Origin of the sequence: Streptomyces sp. NPDC093544 (genome assembly GCF_040683495.1) — a bacterium.
Lineage (GTDB): Bacteria > Actinomycetota > Actinomycetes > Streptomycetales > Streptomycetaceae > Streptomyces.
Window position 1 is genome coordinate 54,930 of the sequence record NZ_JBFBEA010000011.1, and the last position, 14,299, is coordinate 69,228.

Below are 14,299 nucleotides of genomic sequence, written 5' to 3' on the forward strand. Positions count from 1 at the left end.
CTGCGTGTAAACGCGATTGGTGCACATTTGTGCGGCTATGCCGCCCCCTCTGTGGGGTCGTCCGGCGGCACCACCTGCTTCTCCTCCGCGAAGTGACAGGCCGAGTCGTGCGCGGCCGGACCCTCGGTGAGCCGGAACTCCGCGGGCACCGCGAGCAGCGGCACCTCCAACGCGCAGCGCTCCTGCGCCTTCCAGCAGCGGGTGCGGAAGCGGCATCCGGAGGGGATGTTCGCCGGGGACGGCACATCCCCGACGAGAATGATCCGCTCGCGGTGCTCCCGGGCCTCGGGGTCGGGGACGGGCACGGCGGAGAGCAGGGCCTGTGTGTAGGGATGCGTCGGGTGGTCGTAGATCTCGGCGTCCCTGCCGGTCTCCACGATCCGCCCGAGGTACATCACGCCGACCCGGTCGGAGATGTGCCGCACGATGGAGAGGTCGTGCGCGATGAAGACGTACGACAGATTGAACTCGTCCTGGAGTCTGTCGAGCAGGTTGATCACCTGCGCCTGGACCGAGACGTCGAGCGCGGACACCGGTTCGTCCGCGACGATGATCTCGGGACGCAGCGCCAACCCCCTTGCGATACCGATGCGTTGGCGCTGCCCGCCGGAGAACTGGTGCGGATAGCGGTTGATGTACTCGGGGTTCAGTCCGACCACGTCGAGCAGGTCCTGGACCTTCTGCCGCCGGTCGCCCTTCGGCGCGACCTCGGGATGGATCTCGTACGGCTCCCCGATGATGTCGCCGACGGTCATGCGCGGGTTGAGCGAGGTGTACGGGTCCTGGAACACCATCTGGATGTTGCGGCGTACGGCTTTCAGCGCCTTGCCGGACATCGTGGTGATGTCCTCGCCCTTGTACTTGATCACCCCGGCGGTCGGCTTCTCCAGGTTGACCAGCATCTTGGCGACCGTGGACTTTCCGCAGCCGGACTCGCCGACGATGCCGAGGGTCTCGCCCCGGTCGAGATGGAAGTCGACGCCGTCGACGGCCTTGACGGACCCCACCTGTTTCCTGAAGACGATGCCCTGGGTCAGCGGGTAGTGCTTGACCAGCCCGCTGACCTCCAGAAGCGCCTCAGTGGCTGCTGGTGCCGCCTCAGTGGCTGCTTGTGTCATCGAGGCACTCCCTCCAGAAGAAGCAGGCGCTCCTGCGTGCGCCGTCAGGACTGTCTACCTCCGCGAGCGGGGGCACGTCGGTCCGGCAGATGTCCTGGGCCATCGGACAGCGGGGGTTGAAGGCGCAGCCCGGCGGGATGTGCATCAGGTTCGGTGGCAGGCCCTTGATGGCGTAGAGCTCCTGGCCCTTCTGGTCCAGGCGCGGGATCGAACGCAACAGGCCCTTGGTGTACGGGTGCGCGGGGGCCTTGTAGATGTCGTGCACCGGCGACGACTCGACGATCCGGCCCGCGTACATCACGGCGATCCGGTCGGCGACGTCCGCGACCACGCCGAGGTCGTGGGTGATGAGGATGAGCCCCATGTGCAGTTCGCGCTGCAACTCGGCGAGCAGGTCCATGACTTGGGCCTGGACGGTGACGTCGAGTGCGGTGGTCGGTTCGTCGGCGATGATCAGGGCGGGTTCCAGGGCCAGCGCCATGGCGATCATGATGCGCTGACGCATGCCGCCGGAGAACTGGTGGGGATAGTCGCGCACCCGCTCGGCGGCGGCCGGAATCCGCACCCGCTCCATCAGCTCGATGGCCTTGGCCCGGGCGTCCTTCCTGGACATCCCGCGGTGCACGGTGAACATCTCGCCGAGCTGGTCACCCACGGAGAGCACCGGGTTGAGGGACGACAGCGCGTCCTGGAAGATCATCGCCATCTCGGCGCCGCGGACCTTGCGCCGCTCCTCCTCCTTGAGCTTCAGCAAGTCCCGGCCCTGGAACAGAACTTCACCGCCGGTGATCTTTCCCGGCGGCATGTCGAGGATGCCCATGATGGCCTGCGCGGTCACCGACTTGCCGGAGCCGGACTCGCCGAGCACGGCGAGGGTCTCGCCCTCGTCCACGCTGTAGCTGACCCCGTTGACGGCCTTGGCGACTCCGTCCCTGGTTCTGAACTCCACGTGCAGATCGCGCACTTCGAGCAGCACGGCCGTCACCTCAGCTTCGGGTCGAGGGCGTCGCGCACCGCGTCGCCGAGCATGATGAACGCCAGGACGGTGATCGCGAGGGCTCCTGCGGGCCACAGGAGCATGTGCGGGGCGTTGCGGATGTACGCGGACGCCGCGGAGATGTCGATGCCCCAGGAGACCGTCGGGGGCTTCAGGCCGACACCGAGGTAGGAGAGTGTCGCCTCCAGCGAGATGTACGTGCCGAGCGCGATGGTCGCCACGACGATCACCGGCGCGACGGCGTTCGGCGTGATGTGCCGCAGCAGGAGCCGTGAGTTGGAGGCACCGAGGGCGCGGGCGGCCTGGACGTAGTCGTTCTGCTTGGTGGTGATGACCGCGCCGCGCGCGATGCGGGACAGCTGGGGCCAGCCGAGCAGCACCATGAACCCGATGACGGGCCAGATCGTGTTGCTCGTCACCACGGAGAGGAGGACCAGGCCGCCGAGCACCACGGGGATCGCGAAGAAGATGTCCGTGATCCTGGACAGGACCGCGTCCCACACCCCGCCGAAGAAGCCGGCGAGCCCGCCGAGCACCGACCCGAGGATCGCGACCCCGAGCGTGGCGCAGACACCGACGGCGATCGAGACACGCGTGCCGTACACCGTCCGCGTGTAGACGTCGCAGCCCTGTCCGTCGAAGCCGAAGGGGTGTCCGGGCTGCGAGCCCTCCTGGGCCTTGGCGAGGTCGCAGTTGAGCGGGTTCCCGGAGGCGATCAGCGAGGGCCAGAGCGAGATGACCACCAGGAAGAGGATGACGAGCCCGGAGATGATGAAGACGGGGTTGCGCCGCAGGTCGCGCCAGGCGTCGGACCACAGGCTCCGGGGTTTCTCCTGCGGTCCGGTGCCGTCCGGGCCGCCCGGGGTCTTGTCGAGGGTCTCTCCCTCGCTCATGGCGAGGTCCATCGCGCCGCCCATGCCCGTCGCGGCGATCGCGCCGTCCTCCGGGGCGCGGCCACCGCCCGACATCCACGGCTTTGGCGGCTGAGGTTCAGGCATAGCGGATCCTCGGGTCGAGTACGGCGTACAGCAGGTCCACGAGCAGGTTGGCGACCAGGAACACCAGGACCAGGACGGTCACGAAGCCGACGACGGTCTGGGTGTTCTGCCGGAGAATCCCCTGGTAGAGCTGGAAGCCGACGCCGTGGATGTTGAAGATCCGCTCGGTCACGATCGCGCCGCCCATGAGCGCGCCGATGTCCGTGCCGATGAAGGTGACCACGGGGATGAGTGAGTTCCGCAGCAGGTGCTTGGTGATCACCCGGCGCCGGGGCAGGCCCTTGGCGATCGCCGTACGGACGTAGTCGGCCCGTTTGTTCTCCGCGATGGAGGTCCGGGTCAGCCGGGTCACGTACGCGAGGGAGACGGAGGCCAGGACCAGGCCGGGGACGATCAGTTCGCCGAATTCGGCGTCCGCGGAGACCGACGGTTTGATCCAGCCCCACTCGACGCCGAGCAGCAGTTGGAGCAGCAGGCCGGTGACGAAGGTGGGCACCGAGATGACGACGAGGGTGATCAGCAGCACGCCGGTGTCGACGGGCCGCCCGCGGCGCAGGCCGGTGATGACGCCCAGCGCGATGCCGATGACGATCTCGATGACGATCGCGACGATGGTGAGCCGGATGGTGACGGGGAAGGCGGTCGACATCAGTTCGGTGACCGGCTGCCCGTTGAAGGCGGTGCCGAAGTCGCCGGTGAAGACGTTGCCCATGTAGGTCAGGTATTGCTGCCACACGGGCTTGTCGAGGCCGAACTCCTTCTTCAGCTGGGCGGCGGTGGCGGGGTCGCAGGCCCGGTCTCCGCAGAGGCCGGCGATGGGGTCGCCCATCACGTTGACCATCAGGAAGATCAGCAGGGTGGCGCCGATGAAGACCGGGATCATCTGCAGCAGGCGCCGGATTACGTACCGTCCCATGAGGACTCCGGGGGTAGGGGAGGGCGGCCCCGTCGAGGGGGCCGCCCGGCGCGGCTCAGTTGACCTTGATCTCGCTGTAGACCGGAACGCTGAACTGGTTGAGCGCCACGTTGGAGACGTTCTCCGAGTAGCCGGCGCTGCCGTTCTGGTACCAGAGCGGGATGGCCCCCATGTCGTCCCGCAGGACCCCCTCCGCCTGCTGGAAGAGCTTCACGGCCTTGGCCCGGTCGGTCTCGGCGTTCGCCTGGTCGACGAGTTTGTCGAAGTCCGGGTTGGTCCACTTGCCGTCGTTGGAGGAGGCGTTGGTGTAGTACAGCGGCTGGAGGAAGTTCTGGATCAGCGGGTAGTCCATCTGCCAGCCGGCCCGGAAGGGGCCCGACATCTTGTCCGACGTGATCTGGCTGCGGAAGTCGGCGAAGGTGCCGACGGGGTTGCCGACGCAGGCCTTGTCGTTGCCCATCGCGTTGTTGACGGAGTTGCAGACGGCGTCGACCCACTCCTTGTGCGAGCCGGTGTCCGCGTTGTACGAGATCTTGATCTGGCCGCCGGGAAGGCCGCCGCCCTCCTCGATCAGCTTCTTGGCCTCGCTCGGGTTGTAGTCGCAGGCGTCACCGCACAGCCCCTCCTTGAAGCCGCCGTCCGCGCCGAGCACCGGTGAGGTCCAGTCGGAGGCCGGAGTGCGGGTCTTCTGGAAGATCGTGTCGGTGATCTGCTGACGGTTGATCGCCATGGACAGTCCCTGGCGGACCTTCTCCACCCCTGCTTTGCCCCAATTCTTGTCATAGAACGGGAAAGCGAGCGTCTGGATGATGCCGGCCGGAGTATTGATGTACCGGTCACCGAGGTCGCTCTTCACGTTCTTGAGCTGGGAGGCGGGCACGTCATCGACGAGGTCGAGGTTGCCGGCCATGAGGTCGGTGTAGGCGGTGTTGTTGTCGGTGTAGACCTTGAGGTCCACGCCGCCGTTCTCCGCCTTGTCCGTGCCCGAGTAGCCGTCCCACTTCCGCAGGGACATCTGCGAGCCCTTGGTGTACGAGTCGATGGTGTACGGCCCGTTGCCGATGGGCTTCTTCAGCCAGTTCGCGTGGTCGTCGAAGAACGCCTTGGGCAGTGGCGAGAAAGCGGCGTAGCCGAGGGTGTCGGGGAACGTCGAGAACTTCTGGTTGAGCTTGACGGTGAAGGTGTTGGTGCCGGTGACCTTCAGCCCGGACAGGGTGTCGGCGCTCTGCTTGCTGCTGTCCTCCGGGTGGGTCTTGTCGTACCCGTCGATGTACCCGAAGAAGTACGCGTTCTTCTGGTTGTTCTTGAGGCTGGCGCCGTAGTTCCACGCGTCGACGAAGGACTGCGCGGTGACGGCCTCGCCGTTGCTGAACTTCCAGCCGTCCTTGATCGTGACCGTGAAGTTCTGCGAGTCCGAGGTGTCGATCTTGTCGGCGAGCATGTCCTCGGCGGCGCCGGTCTTGGCGTTGTACCGCTTGAGCCCGCGGAAGACCATGTCGAGGACCTTGCCGCCCTGCACCTCGTTGGTGTTGGCCGGTTCCAGCGGGTTCTGCGGGTCTCCCCACGAGGAACTCAGGACCCCAGTGCCGTCGCCGCCGCCGCTGTCACTCCCTCCGCCCCCGCAGGCGGTCGCCGCGAGGGCTACCGCCGCCGCACATGCGGCCCATTTGGCGTGCGTGGCTCCACGCATGGAGTGCCTCCTCAAGAGTGCGCTGTGCCGCCGGCGCCGGGGCGTTTGCTGTCGACTCCGGTGCGCTGTGCCTTTAGCGCTCAATATCAGTCCATAAGCGGCCTATCGCACATTCAGCCCACTCTTTCGAGTGGAAGCGCCAGCCATATGCACGCACCCCGGAATCTGATAGTCCAGTTGTCGGCACGCCGGACACGGAGGCTCCGGACGATCGACGCAATGGATCTTCACGGTTCGATGCGGAACCGTTGGATCGGGTCCATCGGATGTACGCATTCCGAGACTTCGACGTCCGCATATCGAACGCCTTGCCCGAATAGGGTAGTTGGTCCGTTTCTGGACACGGATCGGCTACGGCGCGCTACACGCGTAGTTATGCTTAAGTCAAGTAGAGGTAAAGATAGTAAAGACAAACCCAAGGGGGGCCAGATTTTATTGACCTTGCATGAATTGCGTTGAAAAAGTCCGGCGTAGCCCGTAGGGAGCGCCCTGCGGAGCCCTTGACCCCTTCGGGCACGGAGCACCATGACCCTCCCCACTCCTTCCGCGGCCGCCCCGCTTGAGGTGACCGACGAGAGCGTCGGAAAGACGACGCCCTCTCCCACCCCCAAGGGCTCCGAGAGTCGCTCCCCGGGACGACTCGCCTGGAAGCGGTTCAAACGCGACCACACAGGCGTCATATCGGCCTACATCGTGATCTTCTTCTTCGTGATCGCGATCTGCGCCCCGCTGATAGCGAAGCTGTACGGCAAGAACCCGTACACGACGTACGCCAGCCAGCGCCCGGAGCTCCTGGACGCCTTCGCCTACCCGGCCGGAGCGAACGGCGGGATGAGCTCGGAGTTCTGGTTCGGCATCGAGCCGCAGCTGGGCCGGGACGTCTTCACCTACCTGCTGTACGGCATCCGGACATCGCTGGGCATCGCCGTGGCCGCCACCCTGCTGACCACCGTCGTCGGCGTGATCGTCGGCACCACCGCGGGCTATCTGGGCGGCAAGACCGACTATCTCGTCGGCCGGATCATCGACATCGTGCTGTCGTTCCCGTCCACCCTGTTCTTCATCGCCTTCATGCCGGTCGTGTACGGACTGTTCGTCGCCCCCGACGACAACATCCCCACCTCTTTGCGGGCCGCCGCCCTGATCCTGGTCCTCTCCTCGTTCGGCTGGGCCTCCATCGCCCGACTGCTGCGCGGCCAGGTCCTGGGTCTGCGCGAGCGGGAGTACATCGAGGCGGCCAAGGTCACCGGCGCGTCGCCACGGCGCATCGTGTTCAAGGAGCTGCTGCCCAACCTGTGGACGCCGATCATCATCCAGTCCACGTTGATGCTCCCCGCCTACGTGACCGCTGAGGCCGGGCTGTCCTTCCTCGGCGTCGGCATCATCGACCCGACCCCGGACTGGGGCGTCATGATCCAGCGCGGCGCCCAGTTCTACACCGAGGACCTCACCTTCATGCTCTTCCCGGGCCTGTCGATGGTGATCTTCGTCCTCGCCTTCAACCTGCTCGGCGACTCGATGCGCGACGCGCTCGATCCGAAGTCCAAGCGGTAACCACCGTTCCACCCGGTCGTTTCAGGCGGCCGGCTCATCCGTCCCGATTGTCCTTATAAGGCAGGTTCACCCATGTCTTTCTCCCGTAGAAACTTCCTGATCGCCACCGGCGTGGTCGCGGCCTCGGCGTCGGTGCTGACCGCGTGCGGCGGCAGCGACAACAAGTCGACCAGCAAGGTCCCCTCGGTCAGCGGCTCGAAGACCCAGGAGATCCCGGTCGGCACCAAGGCCGACTCGACCGGCCCGGCGCCGGAGGTCACGGGAGCGGTCAAGGGCGGGACGATCTACTCGCTCGACCAATTCGACATGGACCACCTGGACCCGGCGCAGATCTACGTCTCCACCGAGGGCGCCATCACGCGGCCGATCCTCCGCGGACTCACCGGCTACAAGATCGACGACAAGGGCGGCGCGACCCTGGTCGGCGACCTCGCCACCGACGCCGGCACCATGAAGGACGGCGGCAAGACCTGGTCCTTCACGCTGAAGGACGGCGTCAAGTGGGAGGACGGCTCGGACATCTCCCTGGACGACGTCCGCCACACCTTCGAGCGCCTCTTCGCCACCTTCGTCACCGAGGGCCCCCGCTACGTCCAGCAGTGGCTGGTCGGCGGCGACAAGTACACCGGGCCCTACGACGGCAAGTCCCTCGACTCCGTGGAGACCGACGGCAAGACCGTCACCTTCCGCCTGACCGAGGCGCGCGCCGACTTCAACTTCACGCTCGCCATGCCGGGCTACGGACTGGTGAACAAGAAGAACGACACCAAGGAGAACTACGACAAGCGTCCGTTCTCCTCGGGCCCGTACAAGATCGGCAGCCGCAGCGTCGGCAAGTCGCTGACCTACGTGCGCAACGAGCACTGGGACCCGGCGACCGACGCGATCCGCAACAACTACCCGGACAAGTACCTCTTCCAGTTCGGCTTCGAGCTGCTGGCCTCCACCGACCGCTACATAGCGGACTCCGGCAACGACCAGTACGCGATGTCGATCTTCAACGAGGTCGCCCCGGAGCGGATCGCCCAGGTCCTCACCAACGCCACGCTCAAGAAGCGCGTGCTCACCGAGGTCGACACGGTCACCTACTACTGGCCGATCAACACGACCCGCATCAAGGACATCAAGGTCCGTCAGGCCATCAACTGGGCCTGGCCGCACCAGCAGTTGCAGACGATCCGCGGCGGCGCCTCCACCAGCGAGCTGGCCACCACGATCCTCTCGCCGGTCACCCCGGGTTACACGAAGTTCGACCTGTACGGCGTGACCACGAAGCCCGGCGGCGACCCGGCCAAGGCAAAGGCGCTGCTGAAGGAGGCCGGCAAGGAGGGCCAGAAGCTGGTCATCGCCTACCAGTCCTCGGACACCGCGGTGAAGTCGGCCGTGGCGATCAAGAACGCTCTGGAGGAAGCCGGCTTCACGGTCGTCAACAAGCAGGTCGACAAGTCGACCTTCTACACCCAGATCGGCAAGATCGACAACGACTACGACCTGTTCGCCGCCGGCTGGAGCCCGGACTGGCCGAACGGTTACTCGGTCTTCTACCCCTGCTGGAGCGGCGAGAACATCGGCGACGGCCGCAGCAACTACGCCCAGCTGAACGACGCGAGCGTCAACAAGGCGATCAACGCGGCCTCCACGATCACGGACACCGCGGCGGCGAACAAGGCCTGGGGCAACATCGACCGCCAGATCATGGAGCTGGCCGCGGTGGTCCCGGACTACCACTCCATCCGCAACTGGATGCACGGCTCCAAGGTCGGCAACGTCGTGTACGACAGCGGCAACACCTGCGTCGCGCTCACCAAGCTCTACGTCAAGAAGTAAGCCGTACGACCTGGGGGGCGGCCGTTCGCCCGGCCGCCCCCTCCGGCCCTCTCCCCTCCACGCCCCCGGCGACGGCGCCCCGTCCGGAAAGTCACGCCCCCATGCCCCGCTTCCTCGTCCGCCGAGTCTTCGGCGCACTGGTCATCCTGCTGATCATCAGTGCCATCACCTTCGGCCTCTTCTACGCCATCCCGCGTGACCCGGCGATGATGTCCTGCGGCAAGAACTGCACGCCCGACATGCTCGCGCAGATCCGGCACAACCTGGGCATCGACCACCCGATCCCGGTGCAGTACTGGGATTGGCTCAAGGGCGTCTTCGTCGGACGTGACTACGCCGGCTTCGGGAACTGCAACGCCCCCTGCCTCGGCTACTCCTTCGCCAACCGCGAGCCCGTCCTCGGCACGATCCTCGACCGGCTGCCGACGACCCTCTCGCTCGCCTTCGGCGCGGCCGTCGTCTTCCTGGTCTTCGGCGTCGGTGCGGGCATGCTGGCCGCTCTCAAGCAGGGCAAGTTCCTGGACAAGTTCGCCAGCTCGGCCTCGCTGTTCGGCTCCTCGCTGCAGATCTACTTCGTCGGCTACATCGCGATGTTCTTCCTGGTCTCGAAGCTGGGCCTGTTCTCGCAGCCCTCGTACACGCCCATCACCGAGGACCCGGTCGCCTGGTTCTCCGGGCTCCTGCTGCCCTGGCTGACCCTGGCGATCATCTTCACCGCCAACTACACCCGTATGACCCGCTCCCAGCTCGTCGAGCAGCTCAGCGAGGACTACGTCCGCACCGCCCGCGCCAAGGGCCTGTCCCGTGCGAACGTCTTCTTCCGGTTCGCCTGGCGCGGTGCGATGGGTCCCATCGTCACGGTCTTCGGCATCGACCTCGGCACCCTGATCGGCGGCGCGATCATCACGGAGTCGGTCTTCAGCATGCAGGGCATCGGCCGCCTCGCGGTGGACTCCGTGAACAAGAGCGACCTGCCCATGCTGCTCGGCGTCACCGTCCTGTCGGCCGGCGCGATCGTGTTCTTCAACATCATCGTCGACGCCGTCTACGCCCTCATCGACCCGCGGATCCGGCTCGCCTGACCCCGGGCACCCCGCCCCCGACAGCTACCCCGGCATCACCCCCCTCAGGAGCGTCCCCGTGACGAGCACCGATCAGCAGCCCTTCCTGTCCGTCAGGGATCTGAAGGTCCACTTCTCCACCGAAGACGGCACCGTCAAGGCCGTCGACGGTCTCTCCTTCGACCTGGCCAAGGGCAAGACCCTCGGCATCGTGGGCGAGTCGGGCTCGGGCAAGTCCGTCACGAACCTGACGATCCTGGGCCTCCACGACCGCGACCGCACCGCCATCGAGGGCGAGATCCTGCTCGACGACAAGGAGCTGCTGACCGCCTCCGAGCGGGAGATGGAGCGGCTGCGCGGCAACAAGATGTCCATGATCTTCCAGGACGCGCTGGCCTCGCTCTCGCCGTACCACACGATCGGCAAGCAGATCGGCGAGACGTACCGCAAGCACACCGGAGCCTCCAGGAAGGAGGCCCGCGCCCGGTCGATCGAGATGCTCAAGCGGGTCGGCATCCCGCAGCCGGACATGCGGGTCGACGACTACCCGCACCAGTTCTCGGGCGGTATGCGCCAGCGCGCGATGATCGCGATGGCGCTGGTCTGCGACCCGGAGCTGCTGATCGCCGACGAGCCGACGACGGCGCTCGACGTGACGGTCCAGGCCCAGATCATGGACCTCCTCAAGGACCTCCAGCAGGAGTTCGGCACAGCGATCATCTTCATCACCCACGACCTCGGTGTCATCGCCGACATCGCGGACGACGTGCTGGTGATGTACGGCGGCCGGTGCGTGGAGCGCGGCACCAAGAGGGAGGTGCTACAGCAGCCGCAGCACCCGTACACCTGGGGTCTGCTGGGCTCGATGCCGAGCCTCGACGGACCGGTCGACGTACCGCTGTCGCCGATCCCCGGTTCCCCGCCCTCCCTCCTCAACCCGCCGACGGGCTGCCGCTTCCACCCGCGGTGCACCTTCATGGAGAAGGTCGCGGGCGGCCTCTGCTCCACCGAGCAGCCGCCGCTGGAGATCACTGACGGGCGCGGCGCCGCCTGCCACCTCACGGCGGACCAGCGCCTCGCCTTCTTCACCGACTACGCCGCGACCCGGTCGCACTGACGTAACTGAGACGGGACTTCACGATCATGAGCAACACGAACCCCCTCCTGGACGTCACCGGTCTGACCAAGCACTTCCCGGTGATGGGAGGCTTCCCCATCAAGCGGAAGATCGGCGCCGTCCAGGCCGTGGACGGCCTCGACTTCCAGATCGCCGAGGGCGAGAGCCTGGGCCTCGTCGGTGAGTCCGGCTGCGGCAAGTCGACGACCGGCCGGCTGATCACCCGCCTCCTGGAGCCCACCGGCGGCAAGATCACCTACCGCGGCCAGGACATCACGCACGCGAACCGCCGGCAGCTCGCCCCGGTCCGCTCCGAGATCCAGATGATCTTCCAGGATCCGTACGCCTCGCTGAACCCGCGGCAGACGGTCGGAAAGATCATCTCGGGTCCGATGGAGATCAACGACATCAACCCGGCGGGCGGCCGCGAGAACCGCGTACGCGAGCTTCTCGAAACCGTCGGCCTCAACCCCGAGCACTACAACCGCTTCCCGCACGAGTTCTCCGGCGGTCAGCGCCAACGTATCGGCGTGGCAAGGGCGTTGGCCCTGTCGCCCAAGCTGATCGTGGCGGACGAGCCGGTGTCCGCGCTGGACGTCTCGATCCAGGCGCAGGTCGTGAACCTCCTCCAGGATCTCCAGAAGGACCTGGGGATCGCGTTCCTCTTCATCGCCCACGACCTCGCCGTCGTCCGCCACTTCTCGCAGCGCGTCGCGGTCATGTACCTCGGCAAGATCGTCGAGATCGCCAACCGCGAGGACCTGTACGACAACCCGCGCCACCCCTACACGCGTGCGCTCCTGTCCGCCGTTCCCGAGGCCACGGCCGACGACGTTCCGTCCCGCGAGCGCATCCTCCTCACCGGTGACGTGCCGTCGCCGCTCAACCCGCCGTCCGGCTGCCGCTTCCGCACCCGCTGCTGGAAGGCCACGGACAAGTGCGCGTCGGAGGCTCCGCCGCTGGTCCGGATCAGCGGCAGCAGTAGCGGCCACCTGACGGCGTGCCACTACCCCGAGGTGAAGGAGACCGTCCCGGCTCCGCGCCTCGCCAAGGACCCCGAGGTCGCGGCCTGACACACCCCATTCCGTCAGCCCGCGACCCGCGGGACCGAGGTTCGCCGGCCCATTGACCCGAGCAGACGAACGTCCGGTTCCCGGGGAACGAAGGCCCGTGCATCCCTGAGGGGAGCACGGGCCTTCGTCTTGGCAATGTGCACCGTTCGGGGGGGGCACGGGCCTTCGTCGTGGCACCGTGCATCCGTGAGCGGCGCACGGGCCTACGTCGTGGCAACCGCTCCCATCCCAGCCGGCGCCGGGATCAGCCCAACTCGCCCCGCTCCACACAGAATTCGTTCCCCTCGGGATCCGCCAGGACCACCCACCCGCCGCCGTCCGGGCGGGTGTGGTCCGCGATCTGGCGGGCGCCGAGGCCGAGTGCTCTCGCGACCTCCTCGGCCCGCGTGCGGCCCTGTGGCTGCAGGTCGAGGTGGACCCGGTTCTTGGCCGCCTTGTCCTCCGGGACGTGGACGAAGAGGAGGGTCGGGCCGCCGGACGGGTCCCGGATCACCGCCTCCGGGTCGCCGGGCTTGTCGTCGTCGGCCAGCGGGCGGCCGAGCAACTCGCCCCAGAACAGGCCGAGATCGTACGGGTCACCGGTGCAGTCGAAGGTGAGAGTGCGGATGGTGGGGTTCAGCAAGCCTGTCGCTCCCATGGTCTGGTCGCCTGGTCTAGTCGCCGGTCCGGCCGTCGGCCAGTTCGCGCAGGATGTCGAGGTGGCCGTTGTGGCGGGCCGTCTCCTCGACCAGGTGGAGGATGATCCAGCGGAGGTTGACATGGCGGCCGTCGCGGATGGGGCGCTTGGCGGTGGTGTCGAGGTCGTGCTCGGCCACCAACAGGCGGTATCGCGCGCACTGTTCCTCGTACCGGGCCAGCAGGTCCGCCAGCGGTACGTCGACCGCGATGCGCATCTCACGGTCCGGATCCTCGTCCGTCCAGGGGCCTTCGTCCTCCTCGCCGAGGAACACCACCTGGAACCAGTGGTACTCGACCCAGTGCAGGTGGCTGATCAGTCCGCACAGGGTCATCAACGGGGACCCCGGCAGCGGGGCCTTGCGAGCGTCCTCCGGGGAGACGTCCTCGCACTTGGCGTGGGCCGTGGCGCGGACGTAGTCGAGGAAGGTGGCCAGCTGCGTGCGCTCGTCCCAGGCGGGAGGCGTGTCTGTTCGCGTCGTTGTCATCGGGGTGAAGCATCCCCGGCGGCGCGTTCGATGTCGAGCGTTTTAGGGCCGTCCCCCGGCTGAAGGTTGCCGACCCTCTCAGGCCGCCGATCTCGACGCGTGGCTGCAGCTGCTGGCCCTGCACGACATCGATGACCTGGCCGACGCCGAGCCGGACACCATGCGCTTCCGCCTCTACCACCTGCCCGCCCGTCTCGCCGACCACGCCCGGCGCCGCGACCTAAGCATCGAGCGGACCTGGCCCTGGGCGAAGGCGTTCACCACCTGCTGGCATCGGCTGGCCGCCTTGCCCGCTAGCACCTGACAACCAGACCAAAAGAGCGACGAGACAAGGAAAGGAGCGACCTGCACGACCCTCGGGGGCCATGGAACCCCGGCGCAGCCGCAGCGACACGCGAAGGCCCCGCCCACGATCACGCGGAACAAACAAGGCGAACCGGCAGCCCGGTCATGCACTCACGACCGCTGAAGAATCGAGATTAAGCCACCCTTGACGTCCCGGGCAGGTCCGGTCCAAGATATCGACCAGCCCACAAAAAGTGCGCTGGATAGCCCAATCGCAGACATAGGGGATTCACTTGTCAAGGATTGTGCGCAATATAAGCATGAAGATCGCAGAAAGACTCCTTCCAAACACCTCGGCGGCTGCAGCCTGCGCGCCGGCCTGCGAGAAAGTCGTCCGGAACTCCGGCGGCCAGGTTTACTACATTACATGCTGTTACACCCCTCAGTGCGTTTATTACTGCCTGGTCTGAAACTTTGCATCCTGGGGCCGCTCAGAAATC

12 protein-coding genes are annotated in these 14,299 nt (G+C 66.7%); 5 read left to right on the plus strand and 7 right to left on the minus strand.

Annotated features, from left to right (window positions below; genetic code table 11):
* Positions 1–35 precede the first annotated feature (35 nt).
* Genes AB0N66_RS18220 through AB0N66_RS18240 form a run of 5 tightly spaced genes read right to left on the minus strand, consistent with a single transcriptional unit; the run spans position 36 to position 5,719 of the window.
* On the minus strand, positions 36–1,118 hold the full coding sequence (locus AB0N66_RS18220) for a dipeptide ABC transporter ATP-binding protein (RefSeq protein ID WP_365435443.1): 1,083 nt from the start codon (positions 1,116–1,118) through the stop codon (positions 36–38).
* Positions 1,099–2,094 (minus strand): ABC transporter ATP-binding protein, encoded by a 996-nt coding sequence (locus AB0N66_RS18225; RefSeq protein WP_365435446.1) that lies wholly within the window; start codon positions 2,092–2,094, stop codon positions 1,099–1,101. The genes AB0N66_RS18220 and AB0N66_RS18225 overlap by 20 nt, the downstream gene beginning before the upstream one ends.
* A 5-nt stretch (positions 2,095–2,099) precedes the next feature.
* Positions 2,100–3,113: an ABC transporter permease gene (locus AB0N66_RS18230; protein WP_365435449.1), complete on the minus strand. Its 1,014-nt coding sequence runs from the start codon at positions 3,111–3,113 to the stop codon at positions 2,100–2,102.
* A complete protein-coding gene (locus tag AB0N66_RS18235) occupies positions 3,106–4,029 on the minus strand; it encodes an ABC transporter permease (protein ID WP_365435452.1) in 924 nt (307 codons plus the stop codon). The genes AB0N66_RS18230 and AB0N66_RS18235 overlap by 8 nt, the downstream gene beginning before the upstream one ends.
* A 55-nt stretch (positions 4,030–4,084) precedes the next feature.
* Positions 4,085–5,719: an ABC transporter substrate-binding protein gene (locus AB0N66_RS18240; RefSeq protein WP_365435455.1), complete on the minus strand. Its 1,635-nt coding sequence runs from the start codon at positions 5,717–5,719 to the stop codon at positions 4,085–4,087.
* 525 nt (positions 5,720–6,244) lie between these two features.
* Between AB0N66_RS18240 and AB0N66_RS18245 the strand changes: the two genes are divergently transcribed.
* The 5 genes from AB0N66_RS18245 (at position 6,245) to AB0N66_RS18265 (ending at position 12,351) form a co-directional block, all read left to right on the plus strand.
* A complete protein-coding gene (locus AB0N66_RS18245) occupies positions 6,245–7,273 on the plus strand; it encodes an ABC transporter permease (protein ID WP_365435458.1) in 1,029 nt (342 codons plus the stop codon).
* A 72-nt stretch (positions 7,274–7,345) separates the two neighbouring features.
* On the plus strand, positions 7,346–9,100 hold the full coding sequence (locus AB0N66_RS18250; protein WP_365435461.1) for an ABC transporter substrate-binding protein: 1,755 nt from the start codon (positions 7,346–7,348) through the stop codon (positions 9,098–9,100).
* Between the two features lie 101 nt (positions 9,101–9,201).
* A complete protein-coding gene (locus tag AB0N66_RS18255) occupies positions 9,202–10,182 on the plus strand; it encodes an ABC transporter permease (protein WP_365435464.1) in 981 nt (326 codons plus the stop codon).
* 58 nt (positions 10,183–10,240) lie between these two features.
* Positions 10,241–11,278 carry an ABC transporter ATP-binding protein gene (locus tag AB0N66_RS18260; protein ID WP_365435467.1) on the plus strand — a complete coding sequence of 346 codons (1,038 nt, stop codon included), beginning with the start codon at positions 10,241–10,243 and terminating at the stop codon, positions 11,276–11,278.
* 26 nt (positions 11,279–11,304) lie between these two features.
* Positions 11,305–12,351: a dipeptide ABC transporter ATP-binding protein gene (locus AB0N66_RS18265; RefSeq protein WP_365435470.1), complete on the plus strand. Its 1,047-nt coding sequence runs from the start codon at positions 11,305–11,307 to the stop codon at positions 12,349–12,351.
* 244 nt (positions 12,352–12,595) lie between these two features.
* On the opposite strand, the gene AB0N66_RS18270 is transcribed toward AB0N66_RS18265, so the two are convergent.
* Entirely contained in the window at positions 12,596–12,988 is a 393-nt protein-coding gene (locus AB0N66_RS18270; RefSeq protein WP_365435473.1) for a VOC family protein, read from the minus strand.
* 16 nt (positions 12,989–13,004) lie between these two features.
* Positions 13,005–13,514: a DinB family protein gene (locus tag AB0N66_RS18275; protein WP_365435476.1), complete on the minus strand. Its 510-nt coding sequence runs from the start codon at positions 13,512–13,514 to the stop codon at positions 13,005–13,007.
* Positions 13,515–14,299: the final 785 nt, after the last annotated feature.